Genomic DNA, 16,632 nt, shown 5'->3' with positions numbered 1-16,632 from the left:
GGGTAAGAACTGCATGTTCGACAAAATCCTGATTGCCAACCGTGGTGAAATCGCGCTGCGTATTCAGCGCGCCTGCCGCGAAATGGGCATCAAAACTGTCGCGGTGCATTCGACCGCCGATGCGGACGCAATGCATGTCCGTTTGGCCGACGAATCGGTCTGTATCGGACCGCCTGCATCCAAAGACAGCTATCTTAACGTTCCTGCCATCCTGTCGGCCGCCGAAATCACCGGGGCAAACGCCATCCATCCGGGATATGGTTTCCTGTCGGAAAGTGCAGACTTTGCATCCATGGTCGAAGAACACGGCTTTACCTTTATCGGTCCGACGCCAGAACACATCCGCACGATGGGTGACAAGATCACCGCAAAACAGACTGTGGAAAAGCTTGGTATTCCGGTTGTTCCGGGGTCCGACGGCGAAATCACGACGGTCGAAGAGGCGCGTAAATGTGCCAATGAAATCGGCTATCCGGTGCTGATCAAGGCATCTGGTGGTGGTGGTGGCCGCGGCATGAAAGTCGTAGAGCGCGACGAAGACCTTGTTGATGCCTTTTCCATGACCCGTAAGGAAGCATTGCAGAACTTTGGCAATGCGGCCGTTTACATCGAAAAGTATCTCGGCAAGCCGCGCCACATCGAACTGCAGGTGATTGGCGACACGCATGGTAATGCCGTGCATCTGTTCGAACGTGACTGTTCGTTGCAGCGTCGCCATCAGAAGGTTCTGGAAGAAGCACCTTCACCGACCTTAACGCCCGAAGAACGCCAGCGTATCGGCACCACGGTCGCCAATGCCATGATCGGCATGGGCTATCGCAATGCTGGCACGATTGAGTTCCTGTATGAAAATGGCGAGTTCTATTTCATTGAAATGAACACCCGCCTTCAGGTCGAACACCCGGTCACAGAAATGATTTCCGGCGTTGACCTTGTACGTGAACAGATCCGTGTCGCAGCGGGTCTTGAACTGTCGTTCAAGCAGGAAGACCTTGAAATTCACGGCCATGCGATTGAATGCCGCATCAATGCCGAGGACCCGGAAACTTTCGTTCCATCACCGGGCAAGATCAAGGAATACCATGCGCCAGGTGGTCTGGGCGTGCGTGTCGATAGCGGAATTTACACCGGCTATTCGATCCCGCCCTATTATGACAGCATGATTGCAAAACTGATTGTGCATGGTCGTGACCGCGAAGAATGCATGATGCGCCTGCGCCGTGCGCTGGCGGAATATGCGATTGGCGGGATTAAGACCACCATTCCACTGCATCAAAAGCTTCTTGCCAACCCGGATATCCAAAAAGGGGATTACGACATCCACTGGCTGGAAAAGTTCATGGGCATGAAATAAGCAATCAATTGATTGCCAACAAAAAACGGGGACCTTTCAGGTTCCCGTTTTTTTTATGATCTGCCGTCATCCCCCAGACAGATCATGCAACTTTCATTTGTCTTGCCAACGATTGGCATCAAATATTTAATCAAACGCGCCTATGATGGAAAAACATCGTGATCAAACGCCTTGAACAGTCTTGTCAGGGCAAACGACCACCACATATGTACAGTGTCGTCAGATAGACAGGACGGAAACCATTATCACTGCCATCATGTCAAACCAACTGACACCTGATCTGTTGATCCGGGCATATTCTGTCGGACTTTTCCCGATGGCCGAAAGCCATGATGATCCAACCCTTTATTGGATTGATCCGGAATGGCGCGGTATATTGCCCCTTGATGGATTTCACGTACCGCGCTCCTTGCGAAAGGCCGTGCGCAAGGGTGATTTCAAAATCCATGTCAACCGGGCTTTCCCGGATGTCATTCGCGCCTGTGCGGAACCAACCGATGACCGTGATGACACATGGATCAATGACAATATTCTGGATGCCTATTGTGCGCTTCACAAAATGGGCTGTGCACATTCGATCGAAGCCTGGAAAGACGGACAACTTGTCGGGGGCCTTTACGGGGTCAGTCTTGGCAAGGCCTTCTTTGGCGAAAGCATGTTTTCACGTGCGACCAACGCATCGAAAATCGCCTTGGTCCATCTTGTCGCGTTAATGCGCCAAGGCGGCTACAGCCTGCTGGATACTCAGTTCGTCAATGATCACTTAAAACAGTTTGGCGTTCTCGAAATACCACGTGAACGCTATCGCAATGAACTCGCACAGGCGCTTGCCGGGCGGGCGAACCTTCCGTTTGAGGTCGAACCGGAATTTCTTGAACTCACACTGTCGGGCGGCGATAAATAGAAACACATTATCGTGTCTCACAGTTTAGAAGTTTGCCATTCTATGCACATCCGAGAAGCCGCCCCACGTGACAAGGATGCCATCCTTGCCATTGTCGAACCGATCCTGCGCGCGGGTGATACCTATGCGATTGATCCCAACCTGACACGCGACCAGATCGCCGATTACTGGCTGGGCGCTGACAAGACCACACTGGTCGCAGAGCAAGACGGTCAAATTCTTGGTACCTATTACATCCGGACCAATCAGCCCGGTGGTGGCGCACATGTGTGTAATTGCGGCTATATGGTCGCCCCAAACGCCAGCGGGCAAGGCCTTGCACGCAAGATGTGTGAAGACTCGCTTGTTCGGGCCAAGAACCTTGGCTATCGCGCGATGCAGTTCAATTTCGTCATCGCTAGCAACGCCGCCGCCATTCACCTGTGGCCAAAACTCGGCTTTGAGGTTGTCGGCCGCCTCCCCGGTGCCTTCATGCACCCAATACTGGGCGAAACAGACGCGCTGGTGATGTATCGCAAGCTATAAATACGTCGTGTTAAACAGAAAAAGGGGCGGGCACCAATGTGGTCCCCGCCCCTTTTTAATTTATGTGTATCAGGCTGTTGTGATCAGAACAGGAACCGAACACGCAATGTACCTTCAATATTGGCAAGTTCTTTGCGAACGCCAAGACCCGGTTTGATTTCCTCGTCGACTTCGACGACGACATACCCAACACCACCTTCGGACCGCAAGTACTGGCCACTGATGTTCATGCCGCGCGTTGAAAACACGTCGTTGATTTTCGACAGAACACCCGGAACGTTGCGGTGAATATGCATGAAACGGGTATGAGTGCGGTCCTTGACCGGAAGAGAGACTTCCGGGAAGTTTACAGCACCCAATGTCGAACCATTGTCGGAATATGTGATCAGCTTGTCCGCAACTTCAAAACCGATATTTTCCTGTGCTTCCTGAGTAGACCCGCCGATATGCGGGGTCAGGATGACGTTACTCATGCCCCGAAGCGGGCTTTCGAACTGCTCATCCTTGCCTGCCGGCTCAACCGGGAACACGTCAAGCGCCGCACCGGCCAAGTGACCACTTTCAAGCGCAGCAGCCAAGTCTTCGATCACAATGACATTGCCGCGTGCCGCATTGATCAGATGTGCGCCAGGCTTCATTTTGCCGATCTCAACTGCCGTGATCATGTTTTTGGTCTGATCGTTGGCTGGAACATGCAATGACACCACATCCGATTGCCCCAGCAATTCATCCATCGATGTGCACGTGGTTGCATTGCCCATGGCAAGCTTGTTGATCACGTCATAGTAAATGACATTCATACCAAGCGATTCGGCCAGAACCGACAGCTGCGAACCAATATGACCGTAGCCAATAATGCCAAGCGTCTTGCCGCGTGCCTCATAGGACCCTTTGGCATTCTTCAGCCAGTCGCCAACATGGGCAGCAGCATTACGCTGCGGAATACCGCGCATCAACATGATGATCTGGCCCAGAACCAATTCAGCCACCGAACGGGTGTTTGAATAAGGCGCGTTAAAGACCGGAATACCGCGCATGGCAGCAGCCTTCAGATCGACCTGATTGGTGCCAATACAGAAACAACCGATTGAGGTCAGCTTGCCTGCTGCGTCGATTACTTCTTCGGTCAGTTTGGTGCGAGAACGGATGCCCAGAAAATGCGCTTCGGAGACAACGGATTTCAATTCATCCGCGTCGAGCGCAGCAGGGTAATGGTCGACATTAGAGTAGCCGGCCTGTTTGAACATCTTTACAGCGTTTTCATGGATACCTTCGAGCAGGACGATCTTGATCTTGTCCTTCTCCAACGAAAGTTTGCTGTTCACGGCGCACCATCCTTTTCTTAAGCGAGGGCGACACGGGAGAATCCCGAGCCGTCAGTGATCGTCACAGGACAATCATGGCCCAATGGAATAGGACTTTGAGACATCTGCGTCAAAGGCTTTCCCTTGCGTAAATACGCAATGCGCCTATCTTCTGAACGCATATACCGGCTACTGCGTATAAAAATGGCCACCCGTTGCAATCAGAATACAAGTCAGGGGACTGCAACTTGCCCGCCGAAATCAAGACCGTCACCGATATCCATGAAATCGGGCAAGCCCAATGGGACAAATGTGCTGGCTCTGACAATCCCTTTGTCAGCTTTGCATTTTTATCGGCCATGGAAGACAGCGCCTCAACCTGCGCTGAAAATGGCTGGCAACCTTTTCACCTTGTACTTAAAAGCGAAGATGGTCTGGTGATCGGAATCGTTCCGCTCTATGTCAAGGCACACTCCTATGGGGAGTATGTTTTTGATTGGGCGTGGGCCGAGGCCTATGAACGTGCCGGCGGTCAATATTACCCAAAACTGCAATCAGCCGTCCCCTTCTCACCGGTTCCCGGCCCCAGATTGCTGGTGACAAACGATCATCCCGATCCCGACAGTGTGCGGCGCATGCTGATTGAAGGCCTTTCGATGCTGCCCGAAAAGCTGGGCATGGCGACGTTGCACGTCACCTTTTGCAGTGGTGACGAAAGCAAACAGATGCGCGACGCCGGGTTTCTGACACGCACCGGTTTGCAATATCACTGGCATAATCGGGGGTATCAGACCTTTGATGATTTCTTAGGCGCACTAAATTCGCGCAAACGCAAAAACCTGCGCAAGGAACGCAAACAGGTTCTTGAAGCCGGATATACGTTCAAGGCCCTGCGTGGTGATGACCTAAAGCCCGAACATTGGGACAGGTTTTACCATTTTTATCGCGATACATCGGACCGCAAATGGGGTCAGGCTTACCTGACCCGGCAGTTCTTTGAATTGCTGCATGAACGGTTGCGCGACAGAACGGTTTTGGTGGCGGCGTTCCATGATGACGAAATGGTCGCCGGCGCGCTGAACCTGATCGGCTCCGAAACCCTTTATGGGCGCAACTGGGGCACAATGGACCGTGCCCCGCTTTTACATTTTGAAACCTGTTATTATCAGGCAATTGATATCGCGATTGAACATGGCCTGAAAACGGTCGAAGCTGGCGCACAGGGCGAACATAAAATTCAGCGTGGCTATGAACCGGTCATCACCCATTCCGCCCACCTGATCGCCGACCCCGGCCTACGTCGTGCGGTCGCCCAATTCCTGGCTCAGGAAAAAGATCACATCGCACAGGACCAAGAATTCATTAAATCCGAACACAGCCCGTACCGGCAGGATCAAGGGTAATTCAGCGGACCAAGAAAAACTGGTTTGTTTAAAAAGTTCCCGCTAGGGTCGAAAACCCTGTGGCTAACGGCTTCTCCATGCGCCACTAACCTTTGATCAACCTGCCGGAGCCACCATGCTGCGTGATATTTCGCCCCAGAGTATTTTCATGGGCCTACTGACCGGGTTTGTTGGATCGGCCAGTTCGTTTGCCGTTGTACTACAGGGGTTAACGGCAGTTGGTGCTACGCCCGATCAAGCCGCATCGGGGTTGATGGCACTGTCCCTTTCCATGGGGTTATGTGCGATTGTTTTATCGCTTAAGACAAAGCTTCCAATCAGCATTGCCTGGTCAACTCCGGGGGCGGCACTTCTGGCAACGTCCGGGGCGATTGACGGCGGCTTTGCCGTGGCGGTTGGGGCCTTTATCATCTGTGCCATCCTGATCATCATCAGCGGTGTTTGGAAACCCTTGGGCCGTGCGGTTGCGGGCATCCCTGCCCCGCTTGCCAATGCTATGCTGGCCGGGGTGTTGCTTGGCCTTTGCCTTGCTCCGGTCAAGGCGGTTGCCTTTGATCCGCTGTTGGGCCTCCCCATCGTGATTGCGTGGCTGGTGGTCGGGCGGATTAACCGTCTGCTTGCAGTGCCTGCGGCCCTTTTGGCGTTTATTGGCGTGATGATTTTCGGGATCGATTTTCCGCCAAATGCCTTGGCGAACCTTGGCAACTCCATCGCCCCACCAGTGGAATTCATCATGCCGGACTTTACCCTTGCCGGGCTGGTTGGCATTGCCTTGCCACTTTTCATCGTCACCATGGCATCGCAAAACATTCCGGGCACGGCGGTTCTGCGCGCCAATGATTATGACACGCCGCCGGGTCCTCTTTTTACCGTGACCGGCATCTTTTCATTGCTTTCGGCCCCGTTTGGCGGACATGCGGTCAACCTTGCCGCCATTACGGCTGCATTGTGCGCAGGCAAGGATGCCCACCCCGATCCAGCCAAGCGCTACTGGGCTGCTGTGTTTGGCGGGGTGTTTTATATCGCGTTCGGATTGCTCGCCGGACTTGTCACCGCCTTCATCAGCCTTGCACCAAGCATCCTGATCGAAGCCGTCGCGGGTCTTGCCTTGATCGGCGCGTTTGCCGGATCGGCTGTCACGGCCTTCAGGCAAGAAGATGCCCGTGAAGCCGCCGCAGTAACATTCATCGTTACCGCGGCGGGTCTCACATTTTATGGGGTTTCGGGCGCGTTCTGGGGATTGCTGACAGGCGGGCTAATTTACCTAGTGACGCATATTAAAAACCGCTAGGCGGCAATCAAGTAAATAGTTGATGTCCACGCTGTTGATCAGATAACGCATGTCAACTGGCCTTGGCTGTTTTGCCCGGGTTAGGTTTTGCATCCACGACCTTGGACTTGGACATAGGTGGCTCTGTGCCGAGATCAGTGATCGCCTCATATTGCGACATGAAAACCTTGCCCGTAAGCTCATCAAGGAAAGAACCGCACTTCAAACGGTCCATCACCGGACCTTTGACTTCTGAGAGATGTAACGTGATACCCATCTCATCAAGGCGGTGATTGATCGCCTCAAGCGATTCAACCGCGCTGAGATCAATCTCGTTAATCGCCGAGCACATCAAGATCACGTGCTTGAGCGTGTCTTCACCGACCACCCGATCAAGAAGATAATCCTCAAGATAGCGGGCATTGGCAAAATACAGGCTTTCATCAATCCGGATGGTCAGGACGTGCGGGTCCGTGATCACCTGATGACGGTTGATATTGCGAAAATGCTGCGTATCCGGCACAAGGCCAACCTCGGCGATGTGCGGGCGCGACGTTTTGTATAAAAACAACCCGATTGAGAGTACAACGCCCGACGTCACCCCGACCTCAACCCCAAAGCCAAGTGTTAAAAGTACTGTCGCCAACACCGCGACAAAGTCCGATTTTGAGTAGCGCCAACTGGTTTTTAAAATGCTGAAATCCACCAGCGACAGCACCGCGACAATGATCGTGGCCGCAAGTGTGGCCTTGGGCAGAAAATAAACCAAGGGCGTTAAGGCAACCGCCGCAATCGCCAGCCCCACCGCCGTAAAGGCCCCTGCGGCGGGTGTTTGCGCCCCGGCATCAAAATTGACAACCGACCTGGCAAACCCACCGGTCACCGGATATCCGCCGGTAAAAGCCGCGCCGATATTGGCCGCACCAAGCCCAATCAATTCCTGATTTGGATTGATACGCTGACGGCGTTTGGCGGCCAACGTCTGGGCGACCGAAATTGATTCAACAAACCCGATCAGCGAAATCAGCACCGCAGGTACCAGCAAATCCGCCATTAGCCCAACCGAGAAATCCGGCATGGTCAGCGGCGGCAAGCTTTGCGGCACATCGCCGACAACTTTGACCCCGGCGTCAACAAGATGGAAATACCACACCACCAAGGTTGTCGCGAAAACAGCCATCACGGGGCCGGCCTTGGTGATGACATCGGCCATCCTTGATCCAAGCCCCAGTTTGATCAAGGCGGGTTTGAGCCCCCGACGCACCCAAAACAAAAATACCGTCGTCGGAATGCCGATCAACACCGTTGTCATATTCGTTTCAGGCATTTTCACAAAAAGGGCTGAAACAATTTCCCAAAGGTTGTGCCCGCCCGCATCAACACCAAGGATGTGTTTAAGCTGACTTGCGGCAATCAATATCCCCGATGCCGTGATGAAACCGGCAATCACCGGATGCGACAGGAAGTTTGCCAGAAATCCGAGCTTAAACACCCCCATCATCAAAAGGATCGTACCGGAAAGGGCTGCCAGTGTCAGGGCTGCCACCGCGTAACCAATCGTGCCGACCGCTGCGACATTGCCAATCGCTGCCGCCGTCATCAATGAAACAACCGCAACCGGACCGACCGCCAAGGTGCTGCTTGTCCCGAAAATCGCATACAGGATAATCGGTGCAATCGAGGCATAAAGCCCAGCTTCGGGCGGCAACCCGGCCAAAAGCGCATAGGCCAGTGATTGGGGGATCAACATGATCGTCACGATGATGGCGGCAACCATGTCATTGCCAAATGCCGTGCAATCATAGCGACGGCCCCAATCAAGAACCGGGATGTATTTTGAAATCGACTTCAACTGCATCAATTGATCTCTTTGATCAGAATTGGCCCAAGGCAGACACATGCCCACCCCGCAAGCGGTGATTATTTAACCGAAACCTTTTCGGGTTTTGCCAGCCATTCCTTGCCGCGCAGCATGGCTTTCCAGTAAATCGGCGGCAGCAGTTTTTCCTTAAGAAACCAAGCCAATCGCGACGGTTTTGTACCATCAATCAGCCATTTCGGGAACGATGGCAAAAGCGTGCCGCCATAACCGAACTCGGCCAAAACAATACGGCCGCGCTCCACCGTCAGGGGGCAGGACCCGTATCCGTCATATTGGGCAACGGCTGATTTTCCGTCGATGTCCGCAATGACGTTTTCGGCAACAACCGGCGCCTGTTTGCGTGCCGCCGCCGCGGTTTTTGCATTTGGCGCATTCATCACATCGCCAAGCGACCAGATGTTGGCATAGGTCTTGTGGCGCAACGTTGCCTGATCAACATCGACCCAGCCTGCCGCATCGGCCAATGGCGATACCCGGATAAAGTCCGGGGCCACCTGCGGCGGACAAACATGGATCATGTCAAAGGACTTTTCGATCCGCTGTACGTCCTCGCCCGGTTTGATGACATCAAACCACGCCTTTTTGGCCGTACCATCAATCGCAACAAGGTTATGGAAAAAGTTCAACCCCACGCCATAACGGTCGATATATTTCTCAAGGGCCGGAACATAGTCCTTCACCCCGAACAGAACACCGCCAGCGTTACAGAACTCGATAGTGATACGGTTAAGAACGTCGCTTCGCTGCCAATGATCTGCTGACAGATACATTGCCTTTTGCGGTGCGCCAGCACATTTGATTGGCATGGGTGGTTGGGTAAACAAGGCCGTACCCTCACGCAAGGAGGACACCAGTTCCCACGTATAAGGGGCAAGGTCATAGCGATAGTTCGACGTCACACCATTTCGGCCCAGCGTATCAACAAGCCCGTCAACAGCGTTCCAGTCCAGTTTAAGCCCCGGACACACAATCAGGCGACCGTATTTCACAACCCGGCAGCCATCAAGAACGATGGCGTCATCTTTTGGCTCGAACGCCGCCACAGCAGACTTGATCCAATGCACCCCCTTGGGGATCAGCGAGCCCATTGTTTTGGCGGTCGTGCTGGCATCAAAGATACCGCCTCCCACCATGGTCCAGCCAGGCTGATAATAATGGATATCTGCCGGATCAATGACGGCAATCTGAAGTCCGGCACTTCTGGCCTGAAGGCTCGACGCAATCGAAATACCCGCCGCCCCGCCGCCGACAATGACAACATCATATTTTGCGTCCGCCTGATCGGTCGGCGTTTTACCGCCATTCACGATCCGGCGCACAACCCCGCCCATGTCATAACCTGCCGCCTTGGTCGCACGCAGGATTTCGCTTGTGGCAAGACGCGACGCCTGACTAAGCGACCATAAAGTTGCCGAACGCGTTCCGGTCCGGCAATAGGCAAAAACCGGTCCGGGCAATGCGCCAAGCAAGCTACCAAATTCGTCGGCGTTCTGATCCGTTACCTTGCCAGATACGATTGGCAGATAACGCGTTTCCAGCCCCGCATCAGATGCCGCCTTGGTGATCTCGTCAAAGGTCGGTTGATCTGACCCTTCGCCGTCCGGACGGTTACAAATGATCGAACGGAACCCCAGACGGGCGATCTCCTTGATGTCATCAGCAGAAATTTGCGGACTGACCGACAGGCCATCGCTGATTTTCTTCGCTTCCATAGACGCTCCTCCTGATGATTAAAGGCCGTTAACCGGCACTTTGAGCATTTGCTTGCCGCTATCATCCGTCGGCAGACGTCCGGCGCGCATGTTGACCTGCAAAGATGGAAGAATCAGACGTGGCATGCCCAGTGTCGCGTCACGCTCTGTGCGAAAGGCGATAAATTCCGCTCGGGTTTTGTTGCCGCCGACATGGATGTTGTGCTTTTTCTCATCGCCAACCGTGGTTTCCCACCGAATATCGCGCCCGTCAGGGCCGTAATCGTGGCACATGAACAAACGCATCTCATCGGGAAGGGCGAGAAGTTTCTGGATGCTGTCATACAGCGTTCCGGCATCACCGCCCGGGAAGTCGGCACGCGCCGAACCGCCATCTGGCATAAACAACGTATCACCAACAAAGGCCGCATCACCCATCACATGCACCATGCAGGCGGGCGTATGACCGGGGGTATAGATGGCAAAACACGTCATGCACCAACCTGATAGGTGTCACCATCCTCAAACAGCTTGTCGAACTGGCTGCCATCGCGCTGGAAATCAGTCCCTTCGTTAAACACCTTGCCAAAGGTTTCCTGAACCACCTTGATCTTCGCACCAATGCCAAGCTTGCCGCCCAGCTTTTCCTGAATGTAGGGGGCGGCTGATAAATGGTCGGCATGAACATGGGTTTCGATGATCCATTCCAGTTTCAGGTCATGTTCCTGAATGAAGGCAATCATCCGGTCCGCATGGCCAAAGCTGATGCGTCCTGCCGCGTAATCAATATCCATGACGGAATCGACAACAGCACACGCAGCGCTTTCGGGGTCCTTGACCACATAGCTGATCGTGTTGGTATCGGGATCAAAAAAGGCCGTGACTTCTGGTTTTATGGTCATATTCACCGGGTAGTCAGACATATGTTCCTCCTCAGGGTCCATGCCATTCACTTGATCCATTAGAACCTTTGGATGGCATGCTACGGACGGGGTTGGTTATATGCCGCGCTTTGGCACGCAGCCTGTATTTCAATCTGGAATTATAAGAGTTCGGGAACCGGTTTTCGGTGACCTTGTCACCAAACATTAAAACATATTGATTTTTTAATGTTTGAGGTCTGTATTCAGGGGCAGGTCGGCATTCGGCATCAATGTTTATGGGCGGAATCAATCAGCTTTGTGCCAACCCCGAAAGTCGATCCCGATCTATCAGACGAATGGTGCCGCGTGATTGTTCAATCCAGCCGCGACGCTGGAATTCCTGCAATTGCCGCGAAATGACTTCGCGCGCCGAGCCAAGCTCCACCGCCAGTTTCTGGTGTGTTGACGAAACAGTATCACCGTCCCCGGCAAGCTCGATTAACTTGTGTGCCAGTCTGATGTCCAATCGGCGAAACGCGATTTCTTCGATCACAAGAAACAGGTCCGTGATCCGTTTCGAATAGGCGGTAAAGACAAACTGCCGAAACGCGACAGAGTCCGAGACCAGCTTGTCAAATGCAGCCCGCGGGATCGCGACCGCACGGGTTTGGGTTTCTGCAATGCCCTCGGCGGAATAATCCTCATAGGCCAGAAGACAGGCGGTCGTCAGAACGCAGCTTTCCCCGGCATGAACCCGGTACAGCACGATTTCCCGCCCGGTATCGGACGTTTGCTGCACTCTAACCGTCCCCTCAAGCAACAGCAAAAGGTTCTCTGGCGATTTTCCCGGACCAAAAATGACAGTATTTGCTGGAACGGTGACAATATTGCTTTCGCTTAGAAGATAGTTTCGAATTTCTTCTGGTAATCGTGACAGGCCCGGAAACTGGTCAATCCAACTCACGGTCAAAACCTTCCTGTTTCATCTTCTGCAAATCGCCGAAGACATTTCGGCAGATAAAAGCCCACCGTTTGAAATGTTAAAACATTCAGGTGACGTTTCAATAAATTAAAATCGGTCCGTCACGATGACGCCATTGGCGGAATATGCAGGTTTCCGGCGTCATCAAGTTCCCAGAATGGGTTGAACGCCACTTCCCACGCATGGCCATCAGGATCGCGAAAATAACCGGAATAGCCGCCCCAGAATACTTTCTCCGCCGGTTTCTGGATTTTGGCCCCGGCTTTTTGGGCCTCAAGCATCACCGTGTCAACCTCGGCCTCGCTGCGCGTATTAAACGCCAATGTCAGTCCGCCAAATGTCGCCCCGGTATCATCGTCAAATTTCCCATCCTTGATCAGATCCGTCCGGCCAAACAGACCAAGTGCGAGCCCATTGGACAGTTGATAGAACACAACCTGTCCTTCGACCATTTCAGTCATTTTCCAGCCAAGGCCGTTTTCGTAGAAACGCCGCGATCTATCCAGATCAGCCACGCCAAGTGTGATCAGTGAAACACGTTGGTCCATCTATATGATCCTTTCCTGACCCTCTGCACAAATACCAAACAAACGATACCATGCGTTTTTTGCTGTTCCGAGCAGAGACTCCGCCCCATGTGAAATATCGCACCGCAGCAGCAACGCAATTATATTGCGCGTAAATCGGTACCGGAATAAGTAAATATTAAGTTGACGTAACGTCAATCCATACAATCGGGCGTTTTGGGCTGTGCACTGCGAGTTCGCTTTGAAAAAAGGTCAGCATTCATTACCATTACGACATCTCGCATTGGTCCCGCAAACCGTGTGAGATGGATTTACACACGGGCCATACCGAAACACTGCACCAACGCCCATATCCCTATAAGCAGTGTGTAAAAGGTCCGGCACATCAGAGAGATTCCGAGGGAGACTGGTCATGGCACAATTGGCGGCAATTAGCCTTGATGATAAATATACGCTTGAAGAAGGCCGGGTTTATCTGACAGGCATTCAGGCACTTGTTCGATTGCCTCTGATGCAGCGCCAGCTCGATGCGCGCGCAGGCCTTAATACTGCGGGCTGTATTTCCGGCTATCGCGGGTCGCCGCTTGGTGGTCTGGATCAACAACTGTGGCGGGCCCAAAAGTTTCTGTCCAAGCAACAGATCGAATTTCAGGCCGGGGTCAACGAAGACCTTGCTGCAACGGTCGTTTGGGGTAGTCAACAGGTCAATATGTACCCGGATGCCAAATATGACGGCGTCTTTGGCATGTGGTACGGCAAGGGACCGGGCGTTGACCGGTCCGGCGATGTTTTCAAACACGCCAACTATGCTGGCACATCCAAAAATGGCGGTGTCCTTGTCCTTGCCGGGGATGACCATTCTTGTAAATCATCCACCCTGCCCCATCAGACCGAATATGCCTTTATTGATGCGCAAATCCCGGTTTTAAACCCATCCGGTGTTCAGGATATCCTTGATTTCGGTCTGCATGGCTGGGCCATGAGCCGTTATTCCGGTTGCTGGGTGGCGATGAAAACCATTGCCGAAACGGTCGAAAGCTCGGCTGCAGCCGATGTCGCACCGGACCGTATTACCCCGATCATCCCCGCTGATTTCGCCATGCCCGAGGGCGGCCTGCATATCCGCTGGCCCGATACCCCCAAGGAGCAAGAACATCGACTGATGAAATACAAGCTCTATGCCGCATTGGCATATGCGCGGGTCAATAAACTCAATAAAACCGTGATCGACAGCCCGAATGCGCGGCTTGGTATCATCACGACGGGTAAGGCATACCTTGACGTCATGCAGGCGTTTGATGACCTTGGCATTTCCGAGCAAGACGCTGCACAGATCGGCATTCGGGTTCTGAAAGTCGGGATGAGCTGGCCGCTCAACCGTGACGATGTGCGCGAATTTGCTATGGGCTTAGAGGAAATCATCGTCGTCGAAGAAAAACGCGCGGTGATGGAAAATCAGGTCAAGGAACAGCTTTATAACTGGCGCGAAGATGTCCGCCCGCAGGTTATTGGCAAGTTCGATGAAAAGGGCGAGTGGATCCTGCCATCGATGGATGAGCTGACCCCGGCCCGCATCGCGGTTGTCTTGGCCGAGCGGATCAAACGGTTCTATGACAGCCCGGCCATTCATGAACGCATCGACTGGCTGGCTGAAAAGGAAAAGGAAATCGCCGAACCGCGCCCGGATGTGGCGCGCATTCCGTGGTTCTGTCCGGGCTGCCCGCACAACAGTTCAACCAAGGTCCCCGACGGCAGCCGTGCCATGGCCGGGATCGGGTGCCATTACATGGTTAACTGGATGGACCGTTCGACCGAAACCTTTACCCATATGGGCGGCGAAGGTGCGACCTGGATCGGTCAGGCGCCCTTTACCAACGAAAAGCACGTTTTCCAAAACCTTGGCGATGGGACCTATTACCATTCCGGGTCTTTGGCCGTGCGCGCTGCCGTCGCGTCGGGTGTCAACATCACCTATAAAATCCTGTTTAATGATGCGGTTGCCATGACCGGTGGCCAGCCGGTTGATGGTCCCCTGACCGTGCCACAGGTCACCCGTCAAATGTTTGACGAAGGTGCCAAGCGCATCATCGTTCTGTCTGACGAGCCCGATAAATATCCGATGGGGTCTGATTTTGCCCCCGGTGTTGATATCCGCCATCGTGATGAACTGGATGCCACGCAAAAAGAACTGCGCGAGATCGAAGGTGTTACCATCCTTGTGTTTGATCAGACCTGTGCAGCCGAAAAACGCCGTCGTCGCAAACGCAAACTGATGGTCGATCCGCCCAAGCGCGTTTTCATTAATGATCTTGTCTGTGAAGGCTGTGGCGATTGCGGTGAAAAATCCAACTGCCTCGCAGTTGTTCCGGTTGAAACCGAATTTGGCCGTAAACGTGCCATTGACCAATCGGCCTGTAACAAGGATTTCTCATGCCTGAATGGCTTCTGCCCAAGCTTTGTAACGATTGAAGGTGGATCGCTGCGTAAGCCTGATGCCGCCGCCAAGGGCGACAATCACGGCGATGCTATCTTTGCCAGCCTGCCGCGCCCGACCCTACCTGATATCAACGAACCATGGTCCGTTCTGATCACGGGTGTTGGCGGAACCGGTGTGGTTACGATCGGCGCATTGCTGGGCATGGCCGCCCATATCGAGGGCAAAGGCATCGTCGGACTTGATATGGCGGGCCTTGCACAAAAAGGCGGGGCTGTGGTCAGCCACATCCGCTTTGCCAATGAACAAAGTAAACTGCATGCTGCGCGCATTCCTGCGGGCGAAGCCAATGTCGTGCTGGGCTGTGACCTTTTAGTCGCGGCAAGTTACGAAGGCTTGGCCAAGATGCGGCGCAACTTTACCCAAGCCGTCATCAACACCCATGAAACCGTGACCGGTGCCTTTACCAGCAACCCGGACTTTGAGCTTAAAACCAACGAGCATATGAAAGTCATCTCCGACACCTGTGGTGCGGACGCGGTCAATTTTGTCGAAGGCAGTGACATTGCCACCCGCTTAATGGGCAATTCGATTGCGACCAACCTGTTTATGCTGGGCGTTGCATGGCAGCGCGGCCTGATCCCGATCACCGAAGAAGCCCTGATGCAAGCGATTGAGCTTAATGGTGTGGCTGTTGATATGAACAAACAATCGTTCTACTGGGGCCGGTTATATGCCCATGAACCCAAACGCGTTCTTGAGGTTGTCGGCCCCAACGAAACCGAAGCTCACCCGGTTGCCACCGAACTTTCCGACATCATTGCCAAACGTGTCGATTTCCTGACCGGTTATCAGAATGCCGCCTACGCCAAACGCTTCACGGCACTTGTTGATCAGGTCGCAGCGGCCGAAAAACGCCTTGATGGTGGGGATGAATTGACCCGGACGGTGGCGAAATACTACTTCAAACTGCTGGCCTATAAGGACGAGTACGAAGTCGCACGGCTTTATACCGATCCAGCGTTCCTTAAGAAGTTGGCCAAGAACTTCACGGGTGATTACAAAATCAAGTTCCACCTTGCCCCACCGGCAATTGCCGATAAGAACCCGGAAAATGGTCAGCTGACAAAATCGACCTATGGTCCATGGATGATGAATGCCTTCCGCGTTCTGGCGAAATTCAAATTCCTGCGCGGGACCGCCCTTGATCCGTTTGGCCGCACCCATGAACGCAAAGCCGAACGCCAGTTGATTACCGATTACGAAATGCTGGTTGCCGAAATCATTGGCGGGTTGACCCATGACAATGTGCGCATTGCCAACGCGCTTCTGGCCTTGCCCGAACAAATTCGCGGATATGGTCACGTCAAAGATGGCAATATTGAAAAGGTCAAAACGCGTGAGGCCGAGCTGATCGACCAGTTCCGCAACCCGCCAGAACACCTTAAGGCCGCGGAATAATCCCACAGATTCCCCAAAGCAAAGGCCCCGAC

General features: G+C 53.5%; 13 protein-coding genes. 6 read left to right on the top strand and 7 right to left on the bottom strand.

What is annotated here, in order from left to right; genetic code table 11:
- Nucleotides 1-13: 13 nt before the first annotated feature.
- The 3 genes from accC to AMM48_RS00840 all read left to right on the top strand — a co-directional run bounded on the left by accC (nt 14) and on the right by AMM48_RS00840 (nt 2,783).
- Nucleotides 14-1,354, top strand: coding sequence for an acetyl-CoA carboxylase biotin carboxylase subunit (gene accC, locus AMM48_RS00850; protein WP_022733479.1), 1,341 nt, complete (start codon nt 14-16; stop codon nt 1,352-1,354).
- Nucleotides 1,355-1,610: 256 nt separating this feature from the next.
- Entirely contained in the window at nt 1,611-2,258 is a 648-nt protein-coding gene (gene aat, locus AMM48_RS00845) for a leucyl/phenylalanyl-tRNA--protein transferase (RefSeq protein ID WP_102782550.1), read from the top strand.
- 42 nt (nt 2,259-2,300) lie between these two features.
- On the top strand, nt 2,301-2,783 hold the full coding sequence (locus AMM48_RS00840) for an N-acetyltransferase (RefSeq protein WP_102782549.1): 483 nt from the start codon (nt 2,301-2,303) through the stop codon (nt 2,781-2,783).
- 83 nt (nt 2,784-2,866) lie between these two features.
- On the opposite strand, the gene serA is transcribed toward AMM48_RS00840, so the two are convergent.
- A complete protein-coding gene (gene serA / locus AMM48_RS00835; RefSeq protein ID WP_102782548.1) occupies nt 2,867-4,108 on the bottom strand; it encodes a phosphoglycerate dehydrogenase in 1,242 nt (413 codons plus the stop codon).
- Nucleotides 4,109-4,335: 227 nt separating this feature from the next.
- Here serA and AMM48_RS00830 point away from each other — a divergent pair, with 227 nt between their 5' ends.
- Entirely contained in the window at nt 4,336-5,490 is a 1,155-nt protein-coding gene (locus AMM48_RS00830; protein ID WP_102782547.1) for a GNAT family N-acetyltransferase, read from the top strand.
- Between the two features lie 115 nt (nt 5,491-5,605).
- Nucleotides 5,606-6,781, top strand: a complete 1,176-nt coding sequence (locus AMM48_RS00825; RefSeq protein WP_102782546.1) for a benzoate/H(+) symporter BenE family transporter — start codon at nt 5,606-5,608, stop codon at nt 6,779-6,781.
- Nucleotides 6,782-6,833: 52 nt separating this feature from the next.
- Here AMM48_RS00825 and sulP read toward each other — a convergent pair whose 3' ends face one another.
- The 6 genes from sulP to AMM48_RS00800 form a co-directional block, all read right to left on the bottom strand.
- Nucleotides 6,834-8,618 (bottom strand): sulfate permease, encoded by a 1,785-nt coding sequence (sulP, locus tag AMM48_RS00820; protein WP_102782545.1) that lies wholly within the window; start codon nt 8,616-8,618, stop codon nt 6,834-6,836.
- 62 nt (nt 8,619-8,680) lie between these two features.
- Entirely contained in the window at nt 8,681-10,354 is a 1,674-nt protein-coding gene (locus AMM48_RS00815; RefSeq protein WP_102782544.1) for a bifunctional protein tyrosine phosphatase family protein/NAD(P)/FAD-dependent oxidoreductase, read from the bottom strand.
- Nucleotides 10,355-10,372: 18 nt separating this feature from the next.
- Nucleotides 10,373-10,828 carry an MBL fold metallo-hydrolase gene (locus AMM48_RS22460; protein WP_279627462.1) on the bottom strand — a complete coding sequence of 152 codons (456 nt, stop codon included), beginning with the start codon at nt 10,826-10,828 and terminating at the stop codon, nt 10,373-10,375.
- Entirely contained in the window at nt 10,825-11,256 is a 432-nt protein-coding gene (locus AMM48_RS22455; RefSeq protein ID WP_279627461.1) for an MBL fold metallo-hydrolase, read from the bottom strand. The genes AMM48_RS22460 and AMM48_RS22455 overlap by 4 nt, the downstream gene beginning before the upstream one ends.
- A 250-nt stretch (nt 11,257-11,506) precedes the next feature.
- Nucleotides 11,507-12,160 (bottom strand): Crp/Fnr family transcriptional regulator, encoded by a 654-nt coding sequence (locus AMM48_RS00805; RefSeq protein WP_102782543.1) that lies wholly within the window; start codon nt 12,158-12,160, stop codon nt 11,507-11,509.
- A 119-nt stretch (nt 12,161-12,279) separates the two neighbouring features.
- On the bottom strand, nt 12,280-12,726 hold the full coding sequence (locus AMM48_RS00800; protein ID WP_102782542.1) for a VOC family protein: 447 nt from the start codon (nt 12,724-12,726) through the stop codon (nt 12,280-12,282).
- A 391-nt stretch (nt 12,727-13,117) separates the two neighbouring features.
- On the opposite strand from AMM48_RS00800, the gene AMM48_RS00795 reads away from it, so the two are divergent.
- Nucleotides 13,118-16,600 carry an indolepyruvate ferredoxin oxidoreductase family protein gene (locus tag AMM48_RS00795; RefSeq protein WP_102782541.1) on the top strand — a complete coding sequence of 1,161 codons (3,483 nt, stop codon included), beginning with the start codon at nt 13,118-13,120 and terminating at the stop codon, nt 16,598-16,600.
- Nucleotides 16,601-16,632 lie beyond the last annotated feature (32 nt).

Origin of the sequence: Thalassospira sp. GB04J01 (genome assembly GCF_000751115.1) — a bacterium.
Taxonomy (GTDB): domain Bacteria; phylum Pseudomonadota; class Alphaproteobacteria; order Rhodospirillales; family Thalassospiraceae; genus Thalassospira; species Thalassospira lucentensis.
This window is presented reverse-complemented; position numbering and strand designations above follow the sequence as displayed.

Coding starts and splice junctions, on each gene's coding strand:
- AMM48_RS00840 (WP_102782549.1), top strand. CDS start 2,301: ATGCACATCCGAGAAGCCGCCCCACGTGACAAGGATGCCATCCTTGCC.
- AMM48_RS00815 (WP_102782544.1), bottom strand. CDS start 10,354: ATGGAAGCGAAGAAAATCAGCGATGGCCTGTCGGTCAGTCCGCAAATT.
- AMM48_RS00825 (WP_102782546.1), top strand. CDS start 5,606: ATGCTGCGTGATATTTCGCCCCAGAGTATTTTCATGGGCCTACTGACC.
- AMM48_RS22460 (WP_279627462.1), bottom strand. CDS start 10,828: ATGACGTGTTTTGCCATCTATACCCCCGGTCATACGCCCGCCTGCATG.
- accC (WP_022733479.1), top strand. CDS start 14: ATGTTCGACAAAATCCTGATTGCCAACCGTGGTGAAATCGCGCTGCGT.
- sulP (WP_102782545.1), bottom strand. CDS start 8,618: ATGCAGTTGAAGTCGATTTCAAAATACATCCCGGTTCTTGATTGGGGC.
- AMM48_RS00800 (WP_102782542.1), bottom strand. CDS start 12,726: ATGGACCAACGTGTTTCACTGATCACACTTGGCGTGGCTGATCTGGAT.
- AMM48_RS00795 (WP_102782541.1), top strand. CDS start 13,118: ATGGCACAATTGGCGGCAATTAGCCTTGATGATAAATATACGCTTGAA.
- aat (WP_102782550.1), top strand. CDS start 1,611: ATGTCAAACCAACTGACACCTGATCTGTTGATCCGGGCATATTCTGTC.
- AMM48_RS22455 (WP_279627461.1), bottom strand. CDS start 11,256: ATGTCTGACTACCCGGTGAATATGACCATAAAACCAGAAGTCACGGCC.